Source organism: Roseobacter sp. OBYS 0001, from assembly GCF_019654895.1.
Taxonomy (GTDB): domain Bacteria; phylum Pseudomonadota; class Alphaproteobacteria; order Rhodobacterales; family Rhodobacteraceae; genus Roseobacter; species Roseobacter litoralis.
In genome coordinates this window covers 994,985-1,020,834 of the sequence record NZ_BPES01000001.1, presented here as the reverse complement: position 1 = coordinate 1,020,834, position 25,850 = coordinate 994,985, and the positions used below count along the sequence as shown (strand labels likewise).

The 25,850-nt window shown below is 56.3% G+C and carries 22 protein-coding genes and 2 tRNA genes; 11 read left to right on the top strand and 13 right to left on the bottom strand.

All coding sequences use genetic code 11. From position 1 onward, the window contains the following. The first annotated feature begins 378 nt into the window (after positions 1–378). The gene (locus tag K5Q35_RS04940; RefSeq protein ID WP_220798641.1) at positions 379–1,071 is read left to right on the top strand and encodes an SDR family oxidoreductase; all 693 of its coding nucleotides are present in this window, start codon (positions 379–381) and stop codon (positions 1,069–1,071) included. Between the two features lie 146 nt (positions 1,072–1,217). Here K5Q35_RS04940 and K5Q35_RS04935 read toward each other — a convergent pair whose 3' ends face one another. The 7 genes from K5Q35_RS04935 to K5Q35_RS04905 form a co-directional block, all read right to left on the bottom strand. After that, on the bottom strand, positions 1,218–1,838 hold the full coding sequence (locus K5Q35_RS04935; RefSeq protein WP_220798764.1) for a tyrosine-type recombinase/integrase: 621 nt from the start codon (positions 1,836–1,838) through the stop codon (positions 1,218–1,220). Between the two features lie 410 nt (positions 1,839–2,248). Beyond that, a complete protein-coding gene (locus K5Q35_RS04930) occupies positions 2,249–2,914 on the bottom strand; it encodes a hypothetical protein (RefSeq protein WP_220798640.1) in 666 nt (221 codons plus the stop codon). A 1-nt stretch (position 2,915) separates the two neighbouring features. Continuing rightward, positions 2,916–3,392 carry a hypothetical protein gene (locus K5Q35_RS04925; RefSeq protein WP_220798639.1) on the bottom strand — a complete coding sequence of 159 codons (477 nt, stop codon included), beginning with the start codon at positions 3,390–3,392 and terminating at the stop codon, positions 2,916–2,918. A gap of 122 nt (positions 3,393–3,514) precedes the next feature. After that, the gene (locus K5Q35_RS04920) at positions 3,515–3,964 is read right to left on the bottom strand and encodes a hypothetical protein (protein WP_220798638.1); all 450 of its coding nucleotides are present in this window, start codon (positions 3,962–3,964) and stop codon (positions 3,515–3,517) included. Between the two features lie 75 nt (positions 3,965–4,039). Further along, the gene (locus K5Q35_RS04915) at positions 4,040–5,794 is read right to left on the bottom strand and encodes a nucleotide disphospho-sugar-binding domain-containing protein (RefSeq protein ID WP_220798637.1); all 1,755 of its coding nucleotides are present in this window, start codon (positions 5,792–5,794) and stop codon (positions 4,040–4,042) included. Positions 5,795–6,109: 315 nt separating this feature from the next. Next, the gene (locus K5Q35_RS04910) at positions 6,110–8,221 is read right to left on the bottom strand and encodes a hypothetical protein (RefSeq protein ID WP_220798636.1); all 2,112 of its coding nucleotides are present in this window, start codon (positions 8,219–8,221) and stop codon (positions 6,110–6,112) included. 12 nt (positions 8,222–8,233) lie between these two features. Continuing rightward, positions 8,234–8,308: transfer RNA gene (locus K5Q35_RS04905), tRNA-Thr, on the bottom strand. Between the two features lie 489 nt (positions 8,309–8,797). On the opposite strand from K5Q35_RS04905, the gene K5Q35_RS04900 reads away from it, so the two are divergent. Next, positions 8,798–9,988: a serine hydrolase gene (locus K5Q35_RS04900; protein WP_220798635.1), complete on the top strand. Its 1,191-nt coding sequence runs from the start codon at positions 8,798–8,800 to the stop codon at positions 9,986–9,988. A 217-nt stretch (positions 9,989–10,205) separates the two neighbouring features. On the opposite strand, the gene K5Q35_RS04895 is transcribed toward K5Q35_RS04900, so the two are convergent. Further along, positions 10,206–10,973 carry a VOC family protein gene (locus K5Q35_RS04895; protein WP_259650460.1) on the bottom strand — a complete coding sequence of 256 codons (768 nt, stop codon included), beginning with the start codon at positions 10,971–10,973 and terminating at the stop codon, positions 10,206–10,208. A gap of 4 nt (positions 10,974–10,977) precedes the next feature. Continuing rightward, positions 10,978–12,060 (bottom strand): ribosome small subunit-dependent GTPase A, encoded by a 1,083-nt coding sequence (rsgA, locus tag K5Q35_RS04890; protein ID WP_220798633.1) that lies wholly within the window; start codon positions 12,058–12,060, stop codon positions 10,978–10,980. A 245-nt stretch (positions 12,061–12,305) separates the two neighbouring features. Here rsgA and K5Q35_RS04885 point away from each other — a divergent pair, with 245 nt between their 5' ends. Then, positions 12,306–12,797 carry a hypothetical protein gene (locus K5Q35_RS04885; protein ID WP_220798632.1) on the top strand — a complete coding sequence of 164 codons (492 nt, stop codon included), beginning with the start codon at positions 12,306–12,308 and terminating at the stop codon, positions 12,795–12,797. After that, positions 12,757–13,266: a DinB family protein gene (locus tag K5Q35_RS04880; protein ID WP_220798631.1), complete on the top strand. Its 510-nt coding sequence runs from the start codon at positions 12,757–12,759 to the stop codon at positions 13,264–13,266. Before K5Q35_RS04885 ends, K5Q35_RS04880 begins: the two co-directional genes overlap by 41 nt. Positions 13,267–14,089: 823 nt before the next feature. Here the strand turns inward: K5Q35_RS04880 and K5Q35_RS04875 are convergent. Continuing rightward, positions 14,090–14,944 (bottom strand): LysR family transcriptional regulator, encoded by an 855-nt coding sequence (locus K5Q35_RS04875; RefSeq protein ID WP_220798630.1) that lies wholly within the window; start codon positions 14,942–14,944, stop codon positions 14,090–14,092. A gap of 54 nt (positions 14,945–14,998) precedes the next feature. On the opposite strand from K5Q35_RS04875, the gene K5Q35_RS04870 reads away from it, so the two are divergent. Further along, positions 14,999–15,769, top strand: a complete 771-nt coding sequence (locus tag K5Q35_RS04870; protein WP_220798629.1) for a sulfite exporter TauE/SafE family protein — start codon at positions 14,999–15,001, stop codon at positions 15,767–15,769. A 250-nt stretch (positions 15,770–16,019) separates the two neighbouring features. Here the strand turns inward: K5Q35_RS04870 and K5Q35_RS04865 are convergent, their stop codons facing one another. Next, positions 16,020–16,961: a site-specific integrase gene (locus tag K5Q35_RS04865; protein ID WP_259650459.1), complete on the bottom strand. Its 942-nt coding sequence runs from the start codon at positions 16,959–16,961 to the stop codon at positions 16,020–16,022. A gap of 329 nt (positions 16,962–17,290) precedes the next feature. On the opposite strand from K5Q35_RS04865, the gene dusA reads away from it, so the two are divergent. The 3 genes from dusA to K5Q35_RS04850 all read left to right on the top strand — a co-directional run bounded on the left by dusA (position 17,291) and on the right by K5Q35_RS04850 (position 20,133). Then, positions 17,291–18,313 (top strand): tRNA dihydrouridine(20/20a) synthase DusA, encoded by a 1,023-nt coding sequence (dusA, locus tag K5Q35_RS04860; protein WP_220798628.1) that lies wholly within the window; start codon positions 17,291–17,293, stop codon positions 18,311–18,313. Between the two features lie 135 nt (positions 18,314–18,448). Next, positions 18,449–19,237: a hypothetical protein gene (locus tag K5Q35_RS04855; RefSeq protein WP_220798627.1), complete on the top strand. Its 789-nt coding sequence runs from the start codon at positions 18,449–18,451 to the stop codon at positions 19,235–19,237. A 110-nt stretch (positions 19,238–19,347) separates the two neighbouring features. Next, positions 19,348–20,133, top strand: a complete 786-nt coding sequence (locus tag K5Q35_RS04850; RefSeq protein WP_013961957.1) for an inositol monophosphatase family protein — start codon at positions 19,348–19,350, stop codon at positions 20,131–20,133. Between the two features lie 33 nt (positions 20,134–20,166). On the opposite strand, the gene K5Q35_RS04845 is transcribed toward K5Q35_RS04850, so the two are convergent. Then, positions 20,167–20,910 (bottom strand): rhomboid family intramembrane serine protease, encoded by a 744-nt coding sequence (locus tag K5Q35_RS04845; RefSeq protein ID WP_013961956.1) that lies wholly within the window; start codon positions 20,908–20,910, stop codon positions 20,167–20,169. A 68-nt stretch (positions 20,911–20,978) separates the two neighbouring features. After that, on the bottom strand, positions 20,979–24,398 hold the full coding sequence (putA, locus tag K5Q35_RS04840) for a bifunctional proline dehydrogenase/L-glutamate gamma-semialdehyde dehydrogenase PutA (RefSeq protein ID WP_220798626.1): 3,420 nt from the start codon (positions 24,396–24,398) through the stop codon (positions 20,979–20,981). A 98-nt stretch (positions 24,399–24,496) separates the two neighbouring features. On the opposite strand from putA, the gene K5Q35_RS04835 reads away from it, so the two are divergent. The 3 genes from K5Q35_RS04835 (at position 24,497) to K5Q35_RS04825 (ending at position 25,814) form a co-directional block, all read left to right on the top strand. Beyond that, the gene (locus K5Q35_RS04835) at positions 24,497–24,994 is read left to right on the top strand and encodes an Lrp/AsnC family transcriptional regulator (RefSeq protein ID WP_044025292.1); all 498 of its coding nucleotides are present in this window, start codon (positions 24,497–24,499) and stop codon (positions 24,992–24,994) included. A 31-nt stretch (positions 24,995–25,025) separates the two neighbouring features. Then, the gene (locus K5Q35_RS04830) at positions 25,026–25,580 is read left to right on the top strand and encodes a tetratricopeptide repeat protein (protein WP_220798625.1); all 555 of its coding nucleotides are present in this window, start codon (positions 25,026–25,028) and stop codon (positions 25,578–25,580) included. 148 nt (positions 25,581–25,728) lie between these two features. Next, positions 25,729–25,814: transfer RNA gene (locus tag K5Q35_RS04825), tRNA-Leu, on the top strand. The last annotated feature ends 36 nt before the right edge of the window (positions 25,815–25,850 follow it).

The window sequence follows — 25,850 nt, the reverse complement described above, 5'->3', positions numbered from 1 at the left end:
ATGTAGACGCAATCTGCACGAACGACCGGTATCGGTTTCTGGACATTCGCTGGGCTCTGCCTGAACTGACGCAACGCGGAACATTTCCGCCGTTGCCCTTCCGGCAGTTTGCTGACGCGGCATCCGCTCGCGGGCGCGGCACACTTCTGGCTGCATTGCAGCCGACGTCGCCAGAGCGGCCATTGAAAGCCGGTCTGAAGGGCGAAATTCAAACTGTCCTTTCGCCGCAACCGGGCCCGACCATCGAGGAGCGGACTTTACAGACCTTTGTCCTATGGACTTTAATGTCCGATAACCGGCAGTCAATTCTGTTTCTCCCCGGCGAAGTCGGGTACATACAGCCAGAACAACAGACCAAACTGAAGCAAGGGCCGCGTTTTGAAAAAGAACATTTTGATAGCCGGAGGCTCGTCAGGTGTCGGCAAAATACTGGCCGAACACTACGTTGCGGAGGGACACACGGTTTGCATCACGGGACGGAAGAACCCGAAATTGGCTGGTGCGCGCTTCCAACCTTTATCGGTGTCAGACCAATCGGGTGATTTGGCCCGAGACATTGACCATCTTGTCCAGGAGTTTCCGACCGTCAACACCTTGATTTATGCCGCTGGCTATCTTCAAAGGGGATTTATTGATGACCTCGATGACAAAGCGCTTCAAACAATGGTCAACGTTGGCCTTTTGGCTCCGATGATGTTGATTCAGAGGCTTAAGGCAAATACCAACACTCCTCTCAAAATTATGCTGATCACGTCAAGTTCCCAATATACACCCCGGGCACTCGAACCGGCCTATTGCGCAACAAAATCCGGGCTCGGAATGCTTGGGGCTTCGCTGGTTCGGGATAGCGATATTGGCAAAGTTCTAGTGGTTGCACCGTCAGGAATTGATACGCCTTTCTGGGCAGGCACCGACGAAGACACGTCAACGATGTTGGGTGCAGATTGGGTCGCGGAGCAGATTGTCAAATTGAGCAGCGGAGCATTCAAGTACAAATACGCCAAACTGCTTCGCTCCCCCGCGCGCTCCGAAATTGTGGAATGCATGGACAGCAATTTCCAGCCAATTTGATCGGTCGCGATACAACCAGACCTTCGAGCAAGGCGCAGCATCGGTTACTTCGGGCTCGCACTTCGCGCTCGCCGCTGCGAAGTCGTAGGTCTGTTCTAAACCGGCGAACGGCGAGTGCCGTCCGCCAACATGTCTCAGATGTCGATCTACTCAGCAATGCTCAGAGCATCTTCCAGCTCAACACCAAGGTAACGGACCGTGCTATCAACCTTTGTATGGCCGAGCAAAAGCTGCACAGCGCGAAGGTTGCCCGTTTTGCGGTAGATTTCCGCAGCCTTGGTTCGGCGAAGTGAATGTGTGCCATAGGCGCTCGGCTCTAACCCTATCGCTGTCACCCAATCTCGGACGAGCCGACCGTATTGCCGCGTTGAGATGTGTGCTCGATCGTGGAAACGGCTTGGAAACATGAACCGGCAAGCAAACATATCGGGTGATTTAACCCATGCCAGAACCGTATCTCGGGTATTTTCAGTCAGTTCGAACTGAACCGGTCGCTTGGTCTTGCTCTGGATTACCGAAACCCGTTCGCGAACGCGATCATCTTTGACCAGGTCTGTTACGGCGAGTTTGACCAGATCGCAGCCGCGAAGTTTGCTATCAATTGCAACGTTGAACAACGCAAGATCGCGGAGATAGCTCGCAAGCTCAAGGCGCACGCGGATCGCCCACACCTGTTTGGGAAGCCGCGGTCGCTTCTGGCCGATGATCCGGCCCTTGTTCCACGCTTTGCGTTTCGAGGGAACCGCAGGAAGTTGTACTCGTGGCATCATATTCCCTCCAATCCTCCCTCCAAACCCAGACATCAACACAGCGCTGACGTGGCGAGCATAACATCGGACTGAATAGCCGTTCTTGGGCCGCGCTTGCGGGCGGTATCTCTGCGCATGCATTCGGCAGCTCCGAGCCCAATTCGACGAATGCTGCGCAACGCACAAATGGCTGCCAAGCATCGATTGCGGATATTGGAGTTGGCAAAGACCCCCCTTAGCAAGCTTTGAGCGTGATCTTGGTATGCTGCCATTGCTCTCAGCTAGCCGGACATGGGCTCCGAGCACACAGCAGAACAGCGTTTGCGTTTATGTATCGTAAAATTCAGCCCAACTTGGCATCGACGAAACCAACCCATTTGGAGTACCGGGCGGATTTATAAGCGAAATACAGAAGCTGCGATCCTCGGTCAGAACTGTAGTCCCAAGAACATCACCGCCAGTGGAACAGGCGAGACGGCGATCAGGATCGTCAGGAACGTGGCGAACGGCGCGAATATCCCGCTTAATCCTGCGACGATCATGATCCCGCCACCGCCGCCAATCAGGGAGTTGCCCGGCATGTTTACCGCGACGGCCAGCGCGACATAGCGGTACTGCAAGGTCGTCGAAACAGCGCGCTTTGATTGCCCTTCCAGAAACATCGCCAGACGTTCGTCCTTTGATAGCGGGGCAGCGCGGGCCACAAGGTCAGCCGCCCGCCCTAAACGAAGGACCCGGAATAGCCTTTCCAGCATGCCGATTGGCAAGAATCTTCCAATCGTGAATGCCAGCATCATAGCTGTCACGGTGCAGACGTAGATCAAGGGAGCGATGGCGGCGCCGAACCCCGCAAGCAGCGCGACGCCGATCTCTGCACTAGGCACGAATGGCATGGAAAGAAACACGATGTAGGCACCCACGCCAATCATGATCGCTTTGTGAACCTGCTGTTCGTTGTCGGGGCGGATCTGAATATCCAAGGCGTCACGGATCATGTGAACGCCCCATGTCGCGAGAACAATCACAGCGATCAGGATACCAAAGCGCAGAACGAGGCCCGGCGGCGTCGAATTTTTTGACGACACCACCGTCATCTCAGCTCGCTAACTCCGGGGTCGAAGCCACCGCGCCAGTCGCTTGGATCTCGATCTGATTGGTCCAGTACCACCGGCGGGTTGTCCATGTGCCATCGATAACGACCTCGTCGCCCGTGACCCTGCCGTACCACACAACAGTGTGCGGGGCGTCTGGGCAAATTGCGGTGCTCGTGAAGTGAACAACGCCATCGATGGTTTTGGTTTGGTAATTGGACCAACCAAAGTTGCAATAGGTCTCGCAATCGGTCGATTGGAACGTGCCATCGCGAAAGACGATGTCATCTTCCAGCACGGCGCCGCTTGCCGGATCTTCGCCATATATTCGAAACGTCCTGCCATCGAGCACGCCGGTTGTGGCCCACGCGCCTTCTGGAACAGCAAAGTCGGGAATGTCCTCGTTCATGACCGACATCGTGGCAGCCCCGGTTCCGAGCGTCGCGATGGTGATGGCGGCGACCTGAAGAGTTTGCATCATCAGATTTTCCTTGTGAGAGAGGTTTGCGCAGCAGCGTTAAACAATCGCTGCGCGCGTTCACGGTTTCAGGGAAAGACTTGGGCCCGGATCATTTGCCATGCCGTCGGGTCCACTGCCGTATTCTACTCGACCCCGAAGACCTTTGACAGCATTGCAACGTAGGCCGGACGCGCGAGCGCCACCCCTTCTTCGAGTGCGGGATGCGGAGACAGGGTCGTTAGGTAGCCCAATTCAAGCATGGATAGGTACGCTTGATCGTCCTCTTCGTAGAACGCGATGTTGCCGCAAGGCATCATGGCCAGATTGTGCAGCCCGGCCTGAACCACATAGCCACGCATCTCATTGAAGCAGATTTTCATTCCGACGAAAGCGCCACCGGCCATGTCGAACTCACCGTTCAGAGACCATTCATCGCTCATGGCGATGAAATCGCGGAGCAGCGTGGCGGCCTCTTGCGGTGCCTGTTCCAACGGGTGGATGATGAAGTATTCGGACACCTCCGCTTGAGTGGCGGGCGCGGAGGTCAGGGCAGCAAGAGCGGCGACTGACAGGGTTTTTAGGATCGCGTTCATTTGTGTTTCTCCAATGAATTTTGGGTTTTATGTGGTGTTCACTTCGGCCGCATTGATATCGGCCCGAGGCACGGGCTAGGCGATTGCCTCAACCGCTTTGCCAGCCACGATGGATTCCATGAGGTCTGCCGCAGATGACGCACCGTCTAGGTTTCTAATGACCTTCGCCTGCTCTTCCGCGCTGCTTTTGAACGACGTATCACCCAGCACCCTACGTGCCGCCGGTGCAAGCTTGGCTGCATCGGCATCGCCGGGGAGGGCAAGCCCTACCCCCAGCTTTTCAACCAATGCGGCATTCGGCGCCTGGTCGTGCGGGAAACCGGGGATCAAAACCATCGGTACACCATGTTTGAGGGCGCGCATCATGGTGCCGTGCCCACCGTGGGTCACGCACAAGGCGGCGCGCGCAAGGATCGCGTTGTGATCGGCGTATTGAACAACATGGGCGTTGGCCGGGATCGTCAGTGCGGCGGGGTCAATTACCATGCTTGTGGTCACGACCACATGGGCCTCAAGCTCGGCGAGCCCGTCAAGCGCGGTCTGCACCTTAGCAGGGTCCTGCAATTCGGTCGTAGTGTAGCTGACCAGCACAAGCGGCATTGCATCATCTGCGGCCCAGGGCAGATCGATGGGCTGTGCAGGGGCTTCGTTGTCGAGGACGGGCCCGACATGGGTCACGTGATCCCAGCCCGGCAAGGGCGCATCATCGAGAGATGCGGAAGATGTGACAACCATCTGCGTTTGCGCCTTCCACAGCGTTTGCATGTCAGGCAGCGGCGCAAAACCGGCCGCCCCGCGCAACTCTGCCAGCTTGGTCATGATGCCCTGCCATTCATCCAGTTGACGCCACAGGAAGGTGTGACAGAACACAGATGTTGGCACGCCGAAAGAGGGCGCGATGTCCAATGCTGCCGGAAACATCGCATCGACCATGATCGCGTCTGGCTTTTCTGTGGCGACAATTTCTTTGATCTCGTCGGCTATGTCCGGCGAAGTCAGCGAACAGGCCACGCGGGTCATCGGCCCCATATCGGGGTATTTGTCGACTTGAGAATAGGCGTTCTTGAAGCCAATACCGCGAAACCCTTCGCGTTCTATGCGGGCGATCGTTTCAGGTTTGGTCGCGAACACAACCTCATGTCCGCGTTTTCGCAAGGCATGCGCTACACCAAGACTTGGGGGAAGGTTGCCGCCGCTGGAATGGCTGAGCCAAAGATATTTTTTCATGATTTCTTTTTCCTGAATGAGAGATTTGAGAGTAAAAGTTACCGTCGCGACGGCCTCGTCGAAGCTGAGAGCCTCATCCCGGCACAATATTTTCCAGACGTAGATATCGGTCGCAGCCATCAAGGCGCGGAACAGAACCGGGCGGTCTTTGGCCGGCCTGCGCTCGATGTAGGGTGCAAAGACTTGGGACACCCACTCGACGTGATACGACCGACCGAGATCAAGCGCCCCTTGAAACTGTGGTGAGCGATGCTCTTCCGCCAGTGCGTGGATCACCAGATCACCGATTTTGTCGTAGGCCGAGAACACGGTGCGCACGAAAGCGTCGAGATCTTCGATGTCGATGTTCGCGAAAGACGTAAAGTCGACTGCATCGGGGGCGACGCTCTCGAGCGTCGCGATCACCAGGCCATCTTTGCTGCCGAAGGCGCGCAGGATCGTCTGCACACTCACGCCAGCGGCCTGCGCAACATCCTCCAACCTGATCTCGTCAGTATTGGAATCAGCAAGGACCTCGGCCGTGCATTTCAGAATGAGCGCGCGGCGCGCCTCGGCCTGAGCCTTACGTTTTGAGCCGTCATATTTGCGCGTCTTTGATTTCATGTTTACTCAAGTGACATGAATTTTTTTTCGTGTCAATTTAATTCACATGAAATAGCTTTTGCGACCCCTGGGTCTTGCATGGTTGGCTTTTTGGGCGTGATGCTCGTTTAAACCCATTGCCACCTATAAGACGAGCGCTGCACACTTCGCGGCTCAGGGGTGATCTATGCCGTGACCGTGGAACACTGATCAGGTCATCGCAAATAGACATCCAAATCCAAGGTCCGCTTGGAGCCCAAAGTGCAAAATGCTGCGGAATGCATGAATGTCAGCTTTTTTCCAAAGCACCGCGCCTAACAGAAACGGTGTTCGCGATCATGGCGCGAAGCGGTGCGTTCCCTGAACCCATCCTAAAAACACCTCGCCCGGCGGCGGTGTTTCGCCGGAAATTGACCGCTCCAAGCCAGCCAAAGCAGGCGCGAAGCGCACTTGATACTCCATCGATTGATTGCCTGATATATTTTTGATGCGCTCGAATGCGGCACTCTGTTCCGCCGGGGACAACTCGGACAAGAACGCAATCATCTGCCGCCACGCATAAGCGGTGTTCTTTGTCATCTGCAATTTAGCGCGCCAATCGGTCAGCGGCGTCTGTTGGCGCCAGCAAATCCATTCGATGCATCGAAACGCCATTTCGTCAAATCTGAGGTCGCTCAGATCAAGTGCTAACAGAACCTGCGCCAAATTGTGGCTCGTGATGATTTGTTGTTGTTCGAGGATCATCCCATTCGATGCGACTGACCAGTTGCGTGTGTTCCTCAAGCCAGCACGTTGAGCGCAGGTTTCGGCAAGCCGCATGGGGTCTTGTTGATCTGGTAGGTCGAAGTAGCGCGCGTAGAGACTTCCCGCGTAGTAGGACAATCCAACCTCCGCCGCCCTCTCGAATTGCTTGGAGAAAGCCCCCATGAAGATGTCAGCCGCGATCTCATTGGTGAACGGAATATCTAAGTCTGCGAGTTTTGCTAACATCGAAAACTCCTGAATCAGGGGGTTGGGAAAGATCACGTGAGGGAAATGGGTCAAGGACAAGCGCACAAGCTCTGTCAGCGCTTGGCAAGCGCTTTCCACTGCGTCGTGCCCACCTTTCCGACGCCGCAAAAGAGCCTGTGCCCACGGGAGTTCCTCAAGCCTCACCTGCGACTCCAAATTCAACAGGAGGAGGGATCGGCGGTTGCTGAACGCACGGTAAAGGGCGCGGCAAACTCCAGTTTCGGCGTCCGTCGGAAGGTTCGATGCATAGATGCTCGACGTGATCTGGGGTAAAGCCTTGGCCAGCACCTCAGGTGCTCCGATCTGCCCGCCTTGAACAAGCTCGTCGATCGACGCCATCTTAGCCGATTGAATGCCACGTTCAAAACTTCGCGGAAGCTGGGCACCTGACGGACCACCGGCGACTTCTTCGTCCGATCCAATGGGACCGGTGACGCTGCTTGGATCGGCAATGCCTACATCGAGCGGTAACTTGCTTAGGCGCGCTGCCACGATCTTCGCGACAGCATCATGCCAGACTTTTACGTCCTGCTCTGCTTGATTTTGGCGGAACGTACGCCGCTCTTCCGCTGCACCATACTTTGACCGGTGTCGCTCAATGATTGTCTGCAAATTGTCTTTGAGATCGCCACCGGTCTTCAATGCGAGCAGTGCGCGCCTAGCCCTTTGGAACTGTCCGGTCTTCTTTTTCCAGCGTTGCGCTGTCGGTGCGTTAAGAGCCTGTTCGTAAACGGCACACCAATCATCTGCGCGCATATCCCATCCATCCGACCCGTGGTCCGCAAGAAGATCGATCAGGCGGTCGTACAGCGGAATCCAACGCGTAAGAGTGTTGTGTTGGACGACAATCTGTTCTCGAGGCACCTTTCCGCCAAGCTGGTCTCGAATATCTTGGACTGTGCGTACAAACGCTCCGTCCGTTTTTTGTGCCGCGCCAGGCGCAGGGTAGAATCTCAATCGATCAAAAAAGGGGGTGATCTCAGATAGGATCATCTCCGCAGCTTCCGGATCATGCTCCAATAGAAGACAGACCGTAAGCAGCGCCGTTTCTTCGGGCGTCTGGGCTACAAACTCGCCTGACATTGCTCGCTGATGAAGTTTTTTGAGGCCCTCGTCGGTCAGGTGCCAGTTGTTGAGCGCAAGGCGTGCGCGTGAGATGTCGGATGTTGAATGACCCAACTCTTCCAACATGGCAGTCTCGTGTGGTCTGAGTTTTCCACCGGCGGCGTATGCTGTAGTCGCAAACCCACCTCGAGCCACCTCGGGCGTCGCCCATTTCGGTATACCTGAAACAGGTGTGCGACTGCCGACAATGAGGTCGCCTGCCTTCATTGCGGCAAGAACATCGCGCCATTGTTGGATTTTCTTGCTGCTTCCAGCGCTAAGAGCTTTTGCAAGATTAAGAAATGCGTATTTTTCGCCCGGTTGCTCAGCCATTCGTATCTCTGTTGGGTCCGAGGGCGGGACTTGCACCCGCGCTCCCCGGGTTACGAGCCCGGTGCTTTGCTACTAAGCTACCTCGGATCAAAGCCAAAATTGGCATAGCCTTTTCTTTACGCTGAATTACTGGCTGCCCAAAGGAAATACTCAAAAGGAGAGACCAGTTGATTTCTTTGTGTGCCCCCAAAGCCGACATCCACTTTGAGAAATCCAATGGCAGCAAAGTCCGCACTGCCGACCTCGGGCAATGCCACAATCTCGCGGGAGCAGCGAATGGCAGGTTAGGTGAAGCTGCAGCGCGGCACTTGACTGCCTCGCCAAGGTCCGGAATGGGGCCGTCCTTGCCGGGACGGTGCTGCCTGGCAGGCGCACATGCTGCGACCGACCCAACGGCGGCACTGAGCCCATAGTCACCAATGCTGCGGTTTGAATGAACGTCCGACTACGCGACGACGATGACTGGATCGCCTGAAAACCTTACGTCTTTGTCGCAAGTGTGGTAGAATTTGCACAAAGCCAATGTCGCCGTGACAGAGGTCTAGGCCTCGGTTGCGGACCTGCGAGGCCCCCGCAATGACAACACCCAACCAAGTGACCGTCCAAGGAGAAACCGCACCGGAGTTTGCGTGCGTCAAAGCGGCATTTGAACAGAACTTCTCGCAACGGGGAGAATTGGGCGGCGCGTGTAGCGTCTATTATAAGGGCCGGAAAGTCGTCGATCTTTGGGGCGGCATCCGCGATGCCAAAAGCGGTGCACCTTGGGAACGCGATACGATGGTCATCGTCTTTTCCTTGACCAAAGGCATGTCAGCCATGACGTTGGCCCTTGCCCATTCCCGCGGGTGGCTCGACTACGATGCGCACGTGGCGGAGTATTGGCCGGAGTTCGCCCGGAACGGGAAGGCCGAGATCACTGTTCGGCAGTTGCTCTCGCATCAAGCCGGATTGCACGCGTTTCACGAAAAGATCAATCGCGACAGGATTGCCGATAAACACCAGCTTGAAGACATTCTGATGCGCGAGACCCCGCAATGGCCGTCAGGCACCCGGAACGCGTATCATTTCATGTCGTTGGGCTTCTATGAAAGCGCTTTGCTGCGCCGTGTTGATCCAGCGGGCCGCAATCTAGCACGGTTCTTTGCCGAGGAGATCGCCGCGCCGCTCGATTTGGACTTTCATATCGCTTTGCCTGAAGACGTGCCCAACGAACGCCTTGCCCCGCTTACGATGGCAGGCCTGTTCAAATCGATCCTCGGCTACCCGCTTCCGATGATCCTGACGATGCTGAACCCTTGGTCGGCGGGCTTTCGCGCCTGCATCGTCAACCCGGGCTCTGGCGTGGTGATGGACGAAGATCGGGTTTTTGCCCGTAATCTTGAGGTTCCATCGGGCGGTGGGGTTGGAACTGCGCGGGCCATTGCAAGGGCTTATGGCGTGTTCGCGACGGGCGGTGCGGAACTCGGGCTTTCGCCTGAGACGCTCGCCGAGTTGATTGCGCCTGCGATTGCCCCGACGAAAGGATTCTTCGATGAGGTCCTTCGAGATGACGCACATTATGCGCTCGGGTTCATGAAACCATTCGAAGGGCTCTCCTTCGGCCACCCCGGTGCGTTTGGCACACCTGGCGCAGGCGGTTCCCTCGGGTACGCCGATCCGGAGATTGGTCTTGGATACGGGTACGTCACGAACCGGATCGGCACGGGTGTTGATGCCGATCCACGCGATGTGGCATTGCGAGAAGCGATTGCATCGGTTACCGGCTAGGACTGATCTTTTCAGTGAACCGCATGATTGGCGCGCCATCAATTGGCAGCAACGCCCCACGATCCAAGTGCTGCGGGTGCAGGGGTCTTCGACCGATCCACATGAAAAAGCTGTCGTTCAATCGGGTGCGTCGAACGGCAACAAGAGCCCTGAGTTACGGATGCTGCAGAGCGGACAAGTGTCCGCTCTGCAGTTCCTGTGAATAATTGGCGAGCTGCTAAGAAGTGTTTGTCTGCTTAACGCCGAGAGCAAACGGCGCGCCGTCTGGATCACACAGGATGGGTTTATGGGCTTGAACTGCTTCATTCACATCCACAGAAGCTGGACGCGCCCCTTTGGTTTCAGCGGCACGGGAGGCATCGGAGACTGAAGCAACCTTGATGCACGGGACCCAAGCTGCGTTAGAACCGGTTGGCCACTTTGCGGCATGTTGGATTGCAACAAGATCGCCCCAAGGTCCGAACAGAGTGACGCAATCCTTGTCCCGCTCTGGAGAAACCTGCCATCCGAAGAGTTCGACGTAGAACGCCTGCGGGAAGTCATTCCCGTTGCTGACATACATTTCAGGGCCGAACTGCCGGCGCGGCACAGGGAAGTCGTGCCGAGACAGCGAAACCCCCACCAGAGCACCGAGCGGATCGCGGATGAGCGCATTGCGGCCTACACCTGGGACCTCGAACGGCTCCCGAACGACTTCGCCTCCGAGCGTCTCGACGCGCTTGACTGCCACGTCCACGTCTGGAACTTCGATGTAAGCGATCCAGCCATTTTCCTTCCCCAAAGGCGTCTCGGCCAACCCCGCGCCCACTTCGTCATCGGATAGCGCAAGGACGAAATTCTTCTCGCCGCCACCCCAGGCAAAATCCGTTGCTCTCTCGACTTCATACGTCCAGTTGGCGAGGTGCTGGTAAAATGCCATCGAACACGCCCTGGCCGAGGTGAAAAGGTCGTGCCATACGATTTGACCTGCTTTCGACTGAGTCATCGTCTCAACTCCTGACATTTTTGATTTTCTTAACGCCGCGCACCATTTTTCCGAATGCCTTTTCGCGCGACCTGCGTTCCGCAAGGCTCGCGGAGTTGAACGCGTCTTCAGCCATGAGCTTGCGCCATCTGCCAAGCCGTCTGGCATCGAGAACGCCCTCATCAATAGCCTTCAGCGTAGCGCATCCCGGCTCGGTCTCGTGTTGACAATCGTTGAATCGGCACAGCGCGGCCAACTCTTGAATGTCTGTAAAGAGGTCGTTGATCCCTTCCGCTGCATCAGTGAGCTGCAGTTCCCGCATGCCCGGAGTGTCCAGGATCAGACAGCCATTGGGCATCGCATGGAGCTCGCGCCGCGTTGTCGTATGCCGACCCTTTGCGTCGTCTTCCCGAATGGTCTGGGTCTCGATGGATTGGCTGTCGAGCAAGGCATTGGCCAGCGTCGATTTGCCAACGCCAGATGAGCCGAGGAACGCCACTGTCTTGCCAGGTGTGCACCAGGCGGCAAGTTCCGTTTTCGGGGCAGAACCGCGCGCGTCAAGTGCGACCACTTCAATCTTTTCTGAAACCGAGCGCGCTGCGTCGATGTAGACTTGCGCATCTGTCACTAGATCGGTTTTCGTGAGCACGATAACAGGCGTGACCCGTGCCTCGAAGGTCAGAGCGGCATAGCGTTCCAGCCGTGCCACTTTGAAGTCCTGATTGCAGGACGTCACGATAAAGACCGTATCAATGTTAGCCGCGATCAGTTGTTCCTGCCGGTCTGTGCCGGGCGCGCGCCGCTTGATGAGGCTTGTGCGTTCGAGAACCCGACTGGAACGCGGGTGCGAAGGATCCAGCATCAGCCAGTCCCCGACGGTCACATCCGCTCGGGGAGGAAGTACAGTATCAACGTCGTCTCCGAGGACATGCAGCCCATTGCGATGCACTTCGACAACGCGAATAGGAGGTTTTGCAGCCAAATCGTCCACACTGATTTGCTGGGCGAAGAAGGGTTGCCATCCCAGTGCCTGAAGAGGCCTGAGTTTGGCGTGTGATCCGGCGTCGCGTGCGCGACGCGGAAGGAAGTCTGAGTAATCCCTTGTCATAGGGTGTTCACTTTCATGTCTTTGGCCCAAGTCAGGTTTGGGCAACGGTGGAAGGAAATAGTTTCACATCAACTAGTTCCGTCAGCTTCGAGATGACGGACTTACCTTAGTCGTTGCATGTGCTACGGGAGGCGCGCTGCCTCCCTTCCTTACCGGGACATGAAATCTCCATTTCAGATAATGTGCCATAGGATGAACACGTGCACAACACAACCGTCGACCGCTGATTTAGAACTCTTCTTCAGTTGTCTGAAGCGGCCATTCAACAGGACAAAGGGTATGTCGGCAAAGTCCGCATCTTACCAGTTCATCCACTGTGCAGCGAACGGCGCGATTTCCCGAAGCGGTCTCTCGTGACCAGCGCGGCGAAAGAGGAAAAAGAGCCGATATTGTTGAAAAACTCGAAAATCCGACAGCCGCTTTTTTTCGCCAGAATCTGTTGCGACAGCCAAATTGAAACAGACCACCCAGTGGAGCCTCTGAGAGCTTCGGACATTGCAAACGATGGTCTTGGGCGACCCCCTCGACGAATTTTCACAGAGGCCTTCTATGGACAGGTTTTTCACCCATTTTCACGAAAACTGGAGTTTTTCAACAATATCAGCCCAACTTGTAATTTTGCTGCGTTGCCGCCAACGTCCGCCATAGCGAACACCGCCTTGCCGACTTTCAAATTGATCAAGCGAGTTAATTGCCATGATGGACAAAAATTTCGCACGAACGATGGCCCGGTATGACCGATGGCAAAACCAGTCACTAATCGCGGCTGCAGACAAATTGACCGACGAGGAACGATGGGAGGAGCGTGGCGCTTTCTTCGGTTCGATAGCCGAAACTCTCAATCATATTCTCTGGGATCATCATGTTTGGCTTGCTCGCCAACGAGGGGATAGCGCTTCAGCCAGCGAGATCGGTTCGCGCCACCCCTATACAGCTACGCCGCGCGGTTGGAATGAATACAAACGGGCGCGAGCCGCTTTGGACAACGAAATCAAAAAATGGTGCGGCACTCTGACGGAGTCCGATCTTTCCCGAGAGGTAGAATGGATGAGGGGCGGAAACCCAGTGAGAACTGCTTTTTGGTTCAACCTCTTTCACATGTTCAATCACGCGACGCACCACCGGGGCCAGGTTCACGCCATGCTCACAAGTGCTGGCATTGACCCCGGCTCAACGGACCTGCCGATGTTACCAAAAGATGTTTGAACCTACATCCCTTCCGTTGGGTCGATGGCGTTGAAGCCGACATTGGCAGGTTGCGTGCAAAAGGCAGCCAAGTCCCGCAACTTGTGAATTCGCGACTCGCGCAGCGATGGTCGCCTATCGCAAATTTGCGTCTAGCGCCGTAGGTCCGCTTCGGGCTGGCACCCGCCAACCGACCGAAACTGTCAGATGTCGGCTGTGGATGACATATCACAAGGATCATTTCGCTCAGTGAACGAAATAACAGAAAACCTGATGAGATGAAGTTGCGACCACTAAGCGTCTTTTACATCGTTGCTGCGTGCTATGGCGTCATTTGGCTTTCGGTTCGTGTGTTGGCGCTAAATGTTCATCCGTTCGACGGACATTGGGAAGACCAAGGCGAACATTATTCGACGCATGTATCCGTCAAAATGAAAACCAAGTATTGCTTGTGTGGCGCATACGAGTGCGAAACTGGATTCGAAGATAGTCTGTTGGCTAGGCGCACTGTCTTTGGGTGGCGACGGTTCAACTACTTTCGCGACCCGAAAACAATACCACTCCACTTGGAACAAAATTATAGGCCAATAAATGTGCGCGGCGGGAAAGAATTTTGTGTGACAAAAAAGCGAGGTGAAAGACTAAAAATTACACTGACACCGTACAGGTCGCGGCTATGGCTTGATATTGAATAACTTCGATGAGCAATCGTGTCGTCATAAGAGTGCATTTTTAAAACGATCAAATAACGGACGTTCAAATTTATGAAGCAGCCGTCCACTTTGTCCCGCTCTTCGTCAGTTCGCACAAGGCACAATGAATGGCGGCTTAAATTCTACCTTGATTATCTCGCCCTGAGTTCTGCAAGAAGAAGCTGGCATAGCCTTTCCATCCTATTTTTGTTGTCGCTTTTGTCTGCATAAACGGAAATTGGCACTTTTGTCAGTGCAGGCAGGTCAAAGTGTCCTCCCACGTCTACCATCGGGGGGACGATTGCAGTGCTTGGGAGGATGGTAACAGCCAATCCAGCATGCACCACAGCGCGCAATCCTATCGGGTCAGGATGCGTGGATAGGGATGTCGTTATAGTGCCAGCTTCATCAAGTGCGGCGTAAGCATGCCGTCGCAGATCCCGCGCATCATCCAGAAAGGCCAGCGGAAGTGGTGCGTTCACTGGCTGCACAAATTTGTCTGCTGCTGCCCAAACAAGGTTTGTCTCAATGGTTGCATGTCGCATCGGATGTGCGCCTTGATCAAAGACCAGTGCCGCATCGATCGCCCCCAGTTCGAGCAAGTTCATTAATTCGTGGCTCCGTGCGGTTTTCACAGACACAGGTGGTGCATCTTTCTGAAACGCGTACACAGACAAGGCGCGCGGAATGAGTGACAGGGCAAAGGTCACTGTCGTTCCAAGCCGCAAGGGTTCGCCACCTTCGTTGTGTCCTTGGGGATGTTGCATTTGATCTGCCAGTAGCAGCAGACGACGCGCCTGCACCAGAAACGCGGCACCTTCTGATGTGAGTGACACCGGCTGGCCGCGACCGCGTTGAACCAATGACCGTTTCACTTGCTGCTCTAACACTTTGATATGCGCGCTGATGGCGGATTGAACGGTGTTGGTGCGCTCTGCCGCGCTCGAGAAATTGAGTGTCTCTGCGACGGCTACAAAACTCTCTATCAATCTAAGATCAAATGACATGAAATCATGATAGCTGATTTTTTAGATCATAATAAACCGTTTCTATGATTATCGATGACATCGTATTTGAACGCCATGTCACTTGAAGCATATCTTGTCACAGCTTTCGCCGTTGTCCTCACAGGAATCTCAAAGAGCGGTTTTGCTGGCGGCCTCGGCATCCTCGGCGTTCCCCTTGTGGCGCTGACTATGTCACCGCAAGAAGCGGCAGTCCTTTTGCTCCCCATCCTCATCGGGATCGATATCCTATCAGTTTGGCGATACCGGAACGCTTGGCAGGGACGCATGATCGTCGCTCTCTTGCCCGGCGCGTTGGTGGGGATTTCGTTGGGTATGGTCAGCTTTACCGGGATCAATCCGGACATTTTGCGCATCGCGATTGGTCTGATGGCGCTAGGGTTCGTTGCCAACTACGTTTTGCTCAACTTAAGACCAACAGCAACCGAAGCAAAGATCAACTGGGCGTCCGTCTTTATCGCAAGCGCCTTGTCCGGTTTTGCTGGATTTGTAGCCCATGCGGGTGGCCCTCCAATCAAAGGGACATTGTTGCGCATGCAGCTCGACAAGACCGCGTTCGTCGGAACGAACGCCTTCTTTTTTTTCACGCTGAACATGGCAAAAGGAGTCGGATACGCTGCTTTGGGCTTGTTTTCGACTGATGGGCTGCTTGCTTCCGCCTCCCTTGTCCCGTTTTTGTTTCTGGGTGTGGGGCTTGGCTTCGCGTTACATGATCGCATCTCGCAAACGACTTTTGTCCGATTGGTCTATGTTCTCTTGGGGATCGCTGGCCTCAACTTGCTGTATATCGGTTTTGCTTCACTTTAGACGGGGAACCACGGGGACTGCCCGCAGCATAAGAAGCAGACATCCAGGATGCTCTGACGTAGGTCTGTTTTGTCCCGCAGTGCGGACCTAGCTCTCAACAAAACCAACGGCAGCTCTGAGTCAGCAGGGAGTGTAGTCTTTTGAAAGGGTGGGTGGAGTTTTACCACTTGGTCAAAATCGCATAAGGTTCAATATGTTTTATGGAAGTTTACCCCAACTCGGCAACTTGTGCTGAACACTCGGAGCTCGGCTAAACGCCTCTGTCTGAGCGGCGTTTCCGAGGAAATTGGCCATTCCGGACCAATTTAAGTGCGTTGTCCCGTTTCGTGACTTCGGCCAACCAAGTCCAATCAGCGTATTTGTCGCCAGTCTTACGTAGATGTGTATAGCGCTTCAGCGAAGTCCACGACCGATGGCCTGAGTTGGCGGCAACGTACGGAATATTGAGGCCGAGCTCGAACAGGCGTGAAACACCGTCATGCCGGAGATCGTGAAAGTGAAGTCCCTTTATTTCCAGAAGCTTGCAGGCGCGAGTGAATGCAGCGCTGATGGCATCAGTCGAGTAGGGGAATATCTCGTCTTCTATCAATGGCATGGCCTCGATGATCGCCAGAGCCTGTTCCTGCAGATCACACCAGACATCGTTGCCGATTTTTTCGCCGGGGTTCTTCATGTCCCGGACCAACATGCGTTTGCCTTCCACGTTGAGGTCTTTCCAGCGGATGCGGACGATCTCTTCCTGCCGTCGGGTGGAGAAGATGGCAAAGGCGATGATCCTATGCATGGGGATGGACGTGGGGCGACGTCGGGAGCGGTCCAGAAAGTGCTGCATGAGTTGATCTAGTTCATCGAGCGTGGGACGCCGATCCCGTTCACGGCTCTTGCCTGTGATACCCAGTTTGTCCGCCACTTTCCGGGCGTCCTCCATAGCCTGCGCGTTTAGTGGAAAGCCCCATGCGGGTCTGCCGATGGAGAAAACAGCGCCGAGATGGGCGAGGTAGTTGGCCACGGTCTGAGGCTGAACGCCGCCATTGAGCTTTTCTTGCGCAAATTCGACGATGTCAGCGCTGGTTATCGCGTCACAGTGTTTGGCCGCGATATCAAACGTCTTGATGCTCTTCAGAACCTGGGTCTTGGTCCGGCCGATCTGTTTGTTGCTTTCTTGGACATACCTGTCGATGGCATCGCTCAAGGTCGGTGTCTTCTTTCTTTTCGGTTGAGTTTTGAGCGCATCAAGGGCACCGGGTCGTACCAGACTTTCTTCGCGGTTTTAAATCCACGCCGCAGCGGTTGATCTGCGCTCGAATGTCTGACTTTCGCGAAGTAAGACTTTACCTTGCCGCATCACTGAGATTTGAGCGAGCCAAGCGATGGTGCCATTCTTGCGACGACGCTTTATGATGGTTCACATGATTTACACATGGCCTTTCATTTTACAACACGTGTTGTAAATGTAGCAGATAATGGGCCTAAATGGCAAGATATCGAACATAGACGAACTTGAACACTCGGAGCTAAGTATTGAAAAAGGCGGTAAAATCGCAGATTGGCGTAAGTAGCAGATTATCCGTGGCTCCGATGATGGATTGGACCGACCGCCATTGCCGCATGCTGCACCGCCAATTGACGCGTCAAACGTTGCTTTACACGGAAATGGTGACATCTGCGGCTTTGGTGCGGGGGGGGGCTTTGCACTTACTGGAGTTTTCGCCGGATGAGCATCCGGTCGCGCTTCAGCTGGGGGGATCTGACCCAAAGGAACTTGCTCAGGCTGCCGTGCTTGGGCAAACCGCTGGCTATGATGAGATCAATCTTAACGTAGGCTGCCCGTCTGATCGGGTTCAATCGGGCTGTTTTGGCGCGGTACTCATGGAAAACCCGGCGCTGGTTGCAGATTGCGTTGCAGCCATGCGCAACGCGGTCGAGGTGCCGGTCACCGTAAAATGCCGCATCGGTGTTGATGACCAAAACCCCGAAGAGGTCTTGCCAGAGTTTCTCGCGCGCATCGTTGCCGCGGGGTGCGAACGGGTCGCGATCCATGCGCGCAAAGCCTGGCTGCAAGGACTAAGCCCAAAGGAAAACCGGGATATTCCCCCGTTGGATTACTCTTTGGTATTGCGGATGAAAGAGTATTTTCCAAATCTTCATATTTCGGTCAATGGAGGGATCACATCGCTGGACGAGGCGCGCGCTTTTCTTGAGGCCGGGCTTGATGGCGTGATGATCGGACGCGCAGCATACCATACGCCGACGGACATTTTGGCCGCCGCCGATCCTGTCATCTTTGGCACAGGCGAAGTTGTGGCCGCCGAAGATGCCGTTCATGCGATGCTGCCCTACATCGAAGGGCATGTCACCGGCGGCGGTCGGTTGGCGCAGATCACACGCCACATGCTGGGCCTGTTTGCGGGGCGTCCGGGTGCGCGGGTGTGGCGACGCATGTTATCAGAAGGTGCGCATCTACCAAATGCGGGGCCCTCGCTGGTGTTGGAGGCCTTGACGCAGGTGGCGCAGCAGCAGGAAATGGCGCGACAATGTGAGTAACAAATCGTGCGGGGTGATGCTTTTTGTACCGTCGTTGCGTCTGCATTCGCCTTTACTGCACCGTTGCGGTCTTGAGAATCTCAGCGTCTGCAATACTGTCAGGCAGCGCGCAAAGTGCGTTTGGTGGGTCAGGTCATGAATACTGAGTTCTTTGAAAAAGGCTGGGCGGTTTTTGCCCCCGAAGCCGCGACACTTGAGTGGGCTCAAGACGCCCTGACGGACGCCATACATGCGCTGAAAAACCCGGCTTACAGTCAGTGGTATCAATGTGAAAACACGTGGTTTGTCGGGCTTGACGTGCTGAACAACGACGCGCTTGGCTGTATTTCCGGATCGGCGCAGCTTTCAGGTGCTGCCGTGGATTTCATCACACAGACCTGCGGTGGCTGGCCTGCATTGCACAGGGGCCAGCTTTCAGGGGTTTTTCCCGGCTATCCCCGTCCGCGCGCGGGCGAAACGGAGGCAGGGTTCAGGTACCGCGCACGTCGTGATGCAGCACACGTGGATGGTGTTCTGGGCGTTGGAACGCCCAAGCGTCGGTTTGTGCAAGAGCCACATGCTTTTATCCTTGGGCTGCCGCTGACCCGGGCCGACCCGGGTGCAGCCCCGCTTGTGGTGTGGGAGGGCAGCCACGAGATCATGAAGGACGCATTTCGCATCGCATTTGCACAGACGCAGACGACAGATATGCCCCGCACAGACGTCACTGAGGTCTATCAGGCGGCCCGGCGCGAAGTGTTTGAGACCTGTCCGCGCGTTGTTGTGCATGCTCCACCGGGGGCGGCCATCGTCGTACACCGTCTGGCGCTGCACGGTGTTGCCCCTTGGTCGGATGGGGCCACGGCTGATCCCGAAGGCAGGTTGATTGCGTATTTCCGACCGCCAATCGCGGGTGGCGTGCGGGCGTGGATCGACATGCCTTAGGGTCAGAACGAAGATATGGAAACGAATGCAGCGACGGCGCGCAAAGTCCTCTTGGCAAGAGGGCGATCTGCAACTATACGCGCATCCTTATCTCCCGAAGGAACAAGAACATGGTTGGCAGCGCAAATCTCAATATCATGATGAAAGCCGCGCGGCGGGCGGGTCGATCATTGGTCAAGGACTTCCGCGAGGTGGAAAACCTTCAGGTGTCCATGAAAGGTGCGGGCGATTTCGTCAGCCGCGCTGATCTCAATTCCGAGAAAGTCCTCAAAGAAGACCTGATGGGCGCGCGTCCGACATATGGTTGGCTCGCTGAGGAGAGTGGCGAGGAAGAGGGGCAGGACCCGACCCGCCGCTGGATTGTTGATCCGCTCGATGGCTCGACGAATTTTCTGCACGGGCTCCCGCATTGGGCTGTTTCAATCGCGCTTGAGCACAAAGGTCAGGTGGTCGCTGGCGTTGTCTATGATCCGGCCAAGGATGAATTGTTCTTTGCTGAAAAAGGGGCAGGGGCGTGGATGAACGACAGCCGGTTGCGCGTGTCAGGGCGCAGCCAGATGATCGAAAGCATTTTCGCAACCGGGCTTCCTTTTGGAGGCAGCACGGATCTGCCTGACACGCTGCGCGATCTGGGCCGTGTTTTGCCCGGATGCGCCGGAGTGCGGCGGTGGGGGGCGGCGTCCCTTGATCTGTCTTATGTCGCAGCGGGCAGATATGATGGCTTTTGGGAGCGTCGCCTCAAGGCGTGGGATATTGCAGCTGGTTTGATCATCGTGCGTGAGGCAGGCGGGTTTTTGGAACCCTTCGATCCACGCGGTGATATTCTGGGATCGGGCTCGCTGATTTGCACGAATGAAAAGCTGTTTTCACCCTTTGCCAAATTGGTACGCGGCTAACGGTTCCCTTTTCGCCAGGCTTGCGCGCTCTGCCTAGCGCCGCGTTACTTTGGGAATGCGGCTCGGGGCGATGCGATAGGTGGCCTCCGGATGGGGCGGGTGGCCATCTGTGCGTTGCCAGAACGCCGGGCCGCCCTGCCGCAACCAGAACGGAAGCAACAGGATCAAACCTGCGATAAACCCACCCGCATGCGCCCAATAGGCCACGCCCGCTTCGTCTGAGCTTGAGCCGATGCCGCCAATAACCTGCATGCCCAGCCAAAGCATCAGCATAATCCACGACGGAATGGGTAGAATGCGGAAGATCACAATCAGGATGATCAGAATATCCACCTTTGCCTTGGGAAAAAGCAGCAAATAGCCCCCCATCACACCGGCAATGGCCCCGGATGCACCCACCGTCGGGATCATCGCCATCGGGTCAACGGCGTATTGCGCGAGGGAGGCGATGACCCCGCAGCACAGATAGAACAAAATGAACTTGCCATGCCCCAACTCGTCTTCAATATTGTCGCCGAAAATCCATAAAAACAGCATGTTTCCTGCCAGGTGGAAAAAGCCGCCATGCAAAAACATGGATGAAATCAGCGTGTAATACCCATCCCCTTGCGACAGCCGGGCAGGGATCATGGCCCATTGCAGCCAGAATGCATTCATCGCGCGCACGTCTTCCATAATCCCGAAATAACTCAGGAAAATGCCGATGTTGGCGGCCATCAGCATATAGGTCACATAGGGGATGCGCCCGGAGGGATTGTGATCTCGGATTGGAAACATGGCGATAAGCTGTGCGATTGTACCGCACAGGTCAAGGCGTTGTTTTTGCCCAGTGTTAACGCATTATGTTACGCCGCCGCCCCCAGAAGAGCAGCATTCCCGCCCGAAGCCGTCGTATCCACGCAGACGTGCCGTTCTGCCAGCACCCGCGCAACATCCGGTGCGCCGGGTATCAGGGGGATGATGGGACCTGTGCGCGTGGCGAGCGCGACCTCAATGGCACGCCCGGTCGCCGCATCTCCCCACCACAGGACGCCACCATATTCGGGCCCATGGCTCAAAGCGGCGGGGGCAATCTGACCTTGCGCCTCGATTGCAATGCCTCCGAATGCGCGGACGAGACGTGCCTGCTCTCGGCTTGCCTCCGTACCGGGGCCCATGCACAACAGGGCCGGGCGCGGCAGCGTGCTGAGGCGATTGGATTCCCCTGTTGGGCCCGGCAAGCTCAGCGAGCTTCGGGGCGCGTCCAAGGGCGGGGGCGCAAGCGGCGCCAGCGTTTCCTGTGGCTTTGGCCATTGTGCTGTGACCTGTTGGCGATCAGGTTGTGAAAAGCGCGTCATGTAATGCGGCCCGCCCGCTTTGGGTCCGGTCCCTGACAGCCCTTCGCCGCCAAAGGGCTGACTGCCGACAATAGCACCAATCTGATTGCGGTTGATATAGACGTTGCCCGCTGCAATGCGTTCGCAGACATGTTGAACGCGATCATCGATACGCGTGTGCAGGCCAAAGGTCAGACCGTAACCTGTCGCGTTTATGTCATCGATCACCGCATCAAGCTGATGCGCCTTGAAGGTGGCTAAATGCAGCACCGGGCCAAAGATTTCCCGCTCCAACGCAGCAATGCCGGGGACGGAAATAAGGGTCGGGGCGATAAATGTGCCAGTTGTAGGCGCGGTGGTTTCGGCAATGACGCGCCCCTCGGCGCGCGCCTGCGCGATGTGTTGTGCGATGCCGTCGCGGGCCGCCTCGTCGATCACCGGACCGACGTCGGTTGACAGGTGCCACGGGTCCGCCACGCTCAGGCATTGCATGGCGCCCAACAGCATTTTGGTGAATTCGGGCGCGATATCCTCCTGAACGTACAGGCATCGCAGGGCAGAACACCGCTGCCCCGCAGATTGAAAGGCGCTTTCGACAATTGCCTGAACGGCTTGTTCGGGCAGGGCGGTACTGTCCACGATCATCGCGTTCAAACCCCCCGTTTCCGCGATCAGCGGCGTGCCGGGGCGGCAATTTTCAGCCATGGCGCTGCGGATGCGCAGGGCGGTTGCGGTCGAGCCGGTAAAGGCCACGCCGCCAACCCGAGCATCGCCGGTCACAAGCGCCCCGATATCTCCCGCGCCCGGCAACAGCTGCACCGCGCCGCGCGGCACCCCTGCTTTGTACATGAGACTGATCGCGCGGTGAGCGATCAAAGGTGTCTGCTGGGCTGGCTTGGCCAGAACGGCGTTCCCTGCGGCCAACGCTGCGCTGATCTGCCCCAGAAAGATCGCCAGCGGAAAGTTCCACGGGGAAATACATATAAAGATGCCCGCGGGCGGCGTATCTGTGGCGCGGTTTGCGTAATAGCGCAGAAAATCCACCGCCTCCCGCAGTTCTGCGACGCAGTCGGGCAGGCTTTTACCCGCTTCACGCGTGAGGAGGGTAAAGAGTTGCGCATAATCAGCTTCCAACAGATCAGCCGCATGCAACAGGATGCGGCATCGTTCCGTATAGGGGGCTGCCCATGGCGCTGCGCTGCTGAAAGCGCTTTCGACATCGCCGGGCGTGGCCCAAACGACTGCGCCAACCGTATCTGACGGATCGGCCGGGTTGGTTATAACGGCGCGCGGCGCGTCATCGGCTGCAGTACTGGCGCTCAGCAGCGGTGCGGCCTGCCACTGATGTTTGGCAAAGGCATCACGGGCGTCGAACAACGCCTCCAGCGTTTGGCTATGCGTCAGATCGAACCCGCGCGCATTGACGCGTTCCGGCGCAAAGAGTTCCGGGCCGGTCGGGATCTGTGTCGCAGGGTCTGTCAGCACCTTTTCAAAAGGGTCAGCGGCGACCACCTCAGCCGGGACATCCTCATCCACGATCTGATTCACAAAGCTTGAATTGGCCCCGTTTTCCAACAGCCTGCGCACCAGATAGGCCAAGAGGTCGCGATGCGCACCGACAGGGGCATAAATCCTGCATCGTGTCTTGTTTTGCTGCAAAACCAACGTGTGCAGCGTTTCGCCCATCCCATGCAGACGCTGGAACTCATAGGCCTGCGGGTCATCTGCCATATGTAGGATGGCCGCGACTGTATGCGCGTTATGGGTCGCGAATTGCGGATAGATGCGATCTGTCATGCCGAGCAGTTTGCGGGCGTTACAAATGTAGGACACATCGGTCTGTGCTTTTTGCGTGAAAACCGGAAAGCCCTCGACGCCTTCGACCTGTGCGCGTTTGATCTCGGTGTCCCAATAGGCCCCTTTGACGAGGCGGACCATGATTTTACGGTCGTGCCGTTCGGCCATTTCATAAAGGGTATCAATCACTCTGCCTGCGCGCGGTCCAAAGGCCTGTACCACAATGCCAAACCCATCCCACCCCCTGAGCGCGGGGTCCGCCATGACGCAGTCAATGACATCGAGCGACAGGCCAAGTCTATCTGCTTCCTCGGCGTCTATGTTGAGGCCCATGCCTGCGGATTTCGCCAACAGCGCGAGCGCACGCAGTCGCGGGACAAGGTCCGACATCACGGCCTCTTGCTGCGCGACTTCATAGCGTGGGTGCAGTGCTGACAGTTTGACGGATATGCCGGGGTTTTTGCGAATGTCATCTTCGGTGCAGGCCGTGGCGATCGCCGAAATCGCCCGGCTGTAGCTCAGATGATAGCGTTTTGCATCGGCTTCGGTGCGGGCGGCTTCCCCCAGCATGTCATAGGAATAGGTAAACCCCTTTTTCTCCATGCCTGCAGCACGTTCCATGGCGGCGTTAATGTTCTCCCCCAGAACAAACTGGCGCCCCATTTCTTTCATGGCGCGGCTGACGGCGGTGCGGATCACAGGTTCGCCCAGACGTTTGAGTGCCGCGCGCAACTGGCGCACGGGCCCCGGATGGCTGTCATCCAGAACCCGCCCTGTCAGCATCAATGCCCATGTGGATGCATTGACCAGACTGGAGGCAGAGTGCCCCAGATGACGCCCCCAATCGGAGGGCGCAATCTTGTCTTCAATCAGCGCATCAATTGTTTCGGGATCAGGCACGCGCAATAATGCTTCAGCCAGACACATCAGGGCGACCCCCTCGTCGGTGGACAAGCCATATTCCGCCAGAAAAACCTCCATCAGACCGGGGCTGGTCGTATTTCTGATGTCATGCACGAGTTTGGCAGCGCAGGCGCTGATATGCTCACGGTCGGATTTGGACAGGGCCGCGTCCTTTATCATCTGCTGGATGATACTGTCAGGGTCGGCATAAGTCCGTTCGTCAACGCTGTGGCGCAATGCAGAAATCATGAGGCGAACCTATTCATGTAGGGGGTGCGTATTTTCACTAGATTACCATCCTTTGATAAGTCATATTGCCTTTTCAGATGGTCAGTATGAGAAAAAAGATGGAATTTTTGCCAAGTGACGGGACAAACGAGCAGATGGATATCGACCGCTTTGACCGTGCGATCCTGTCTGTATTAGCCGAAGACGGCCGGATCAGCATCACGGACCTGTCCAAGCGGATCGGGTTGTCCAAATCGCCCACGCAAGCGCGTCTGCGGCGGCTTGAGCAAAGCGGTGTTGTGATTGGCTATCGGGCGCTGCTGGACCCGATCCGTTTGGGGCTGGATCATGTCGCCTTTGTTGAGGTGCGGTTGAGCGATACACGCGAGGCCGCGTTGAACGCATTCAATCTGGCGATTGCACGCGTGCCTCAGATCGAGCAAGCCCATATGATTGCTGGGAATTTTGACTATTTGCTCAAGGTGCGCACGCGCGACATGTCAGATTACCGCCGTTTTCTGGGGGAGACGATCTCGGAACTGCCGCATGTCGAAAACACCTCTACCTATGTGGCAATGCAGGCCGTGAAAGAGACAATGTTGGCGGAAAAGGGTTGACCCCGGGCAGCGTCAGGCCATTCTGAAGGGCATGAGACTGAAAATTATCGCCTTTTGCTTGTTCACCGTACCCGCTTACGCACAATGTCCGCCGTCAGCGGATATCACCGCGCGTCTTGACCAGCTGGTGTCCGAGGCCCGTGCCGCGCAGACCGAAATGGCAGGGCGTGAAGTCTCCGATAAGATGTGGCAGCTGTGGCTTGTCGCACCTGATGAGCCAGCGCAGGAATTGTTGGACACCGGCATGCGTGCCCGCACCAGCTATGACTTCCTCGCAGCGACGGATACCTTCTCAAAACTGATCGACTACTGCCCTGATTACGCGGAAGGCTACAATCAAAGGGCCTTCATTCAGTTTTTGCGGCAGGATTATGAAGCAGCCTTGGTGGATCTGGATGCGGCATTGGCGCGGTCTTCGAAACATGTGGGTGCGCAATCCGGGCGGGCGCTGACGCTTATGAACCTTGGTCGAATTGACGAAGCGCGCGTGCAACTACGCGAAGCGCTGGAAAACAATCCCTGGCTGTCCGAGCGTGCCTTGCTCAACAAGGGGGCACCGCTTGCACCGCGTGGTCAAGATATCTGACACCCTGCCATGGTGCGGCATCTGCAGACAGAGGCTTTACCATAAGCCTCCGGAAATTTTTCCTTGGATGCGCCTGAAAGCGCGTTGTTTTTGATGTCATGGGGCGCTACGAAGATGTCGCGCGCCTGATCAGGCCGCGCGGCGCCATGCGGGCGTGATGGAATGGTAGACATATCAGACTTAAAATCTGAAGGGCGTATGCCCGTGTGGGTTCGAGTCCCACCGCCCGCACCAAAGCCTTGGAATTGCTTCTGAAAACGCATGAACTGT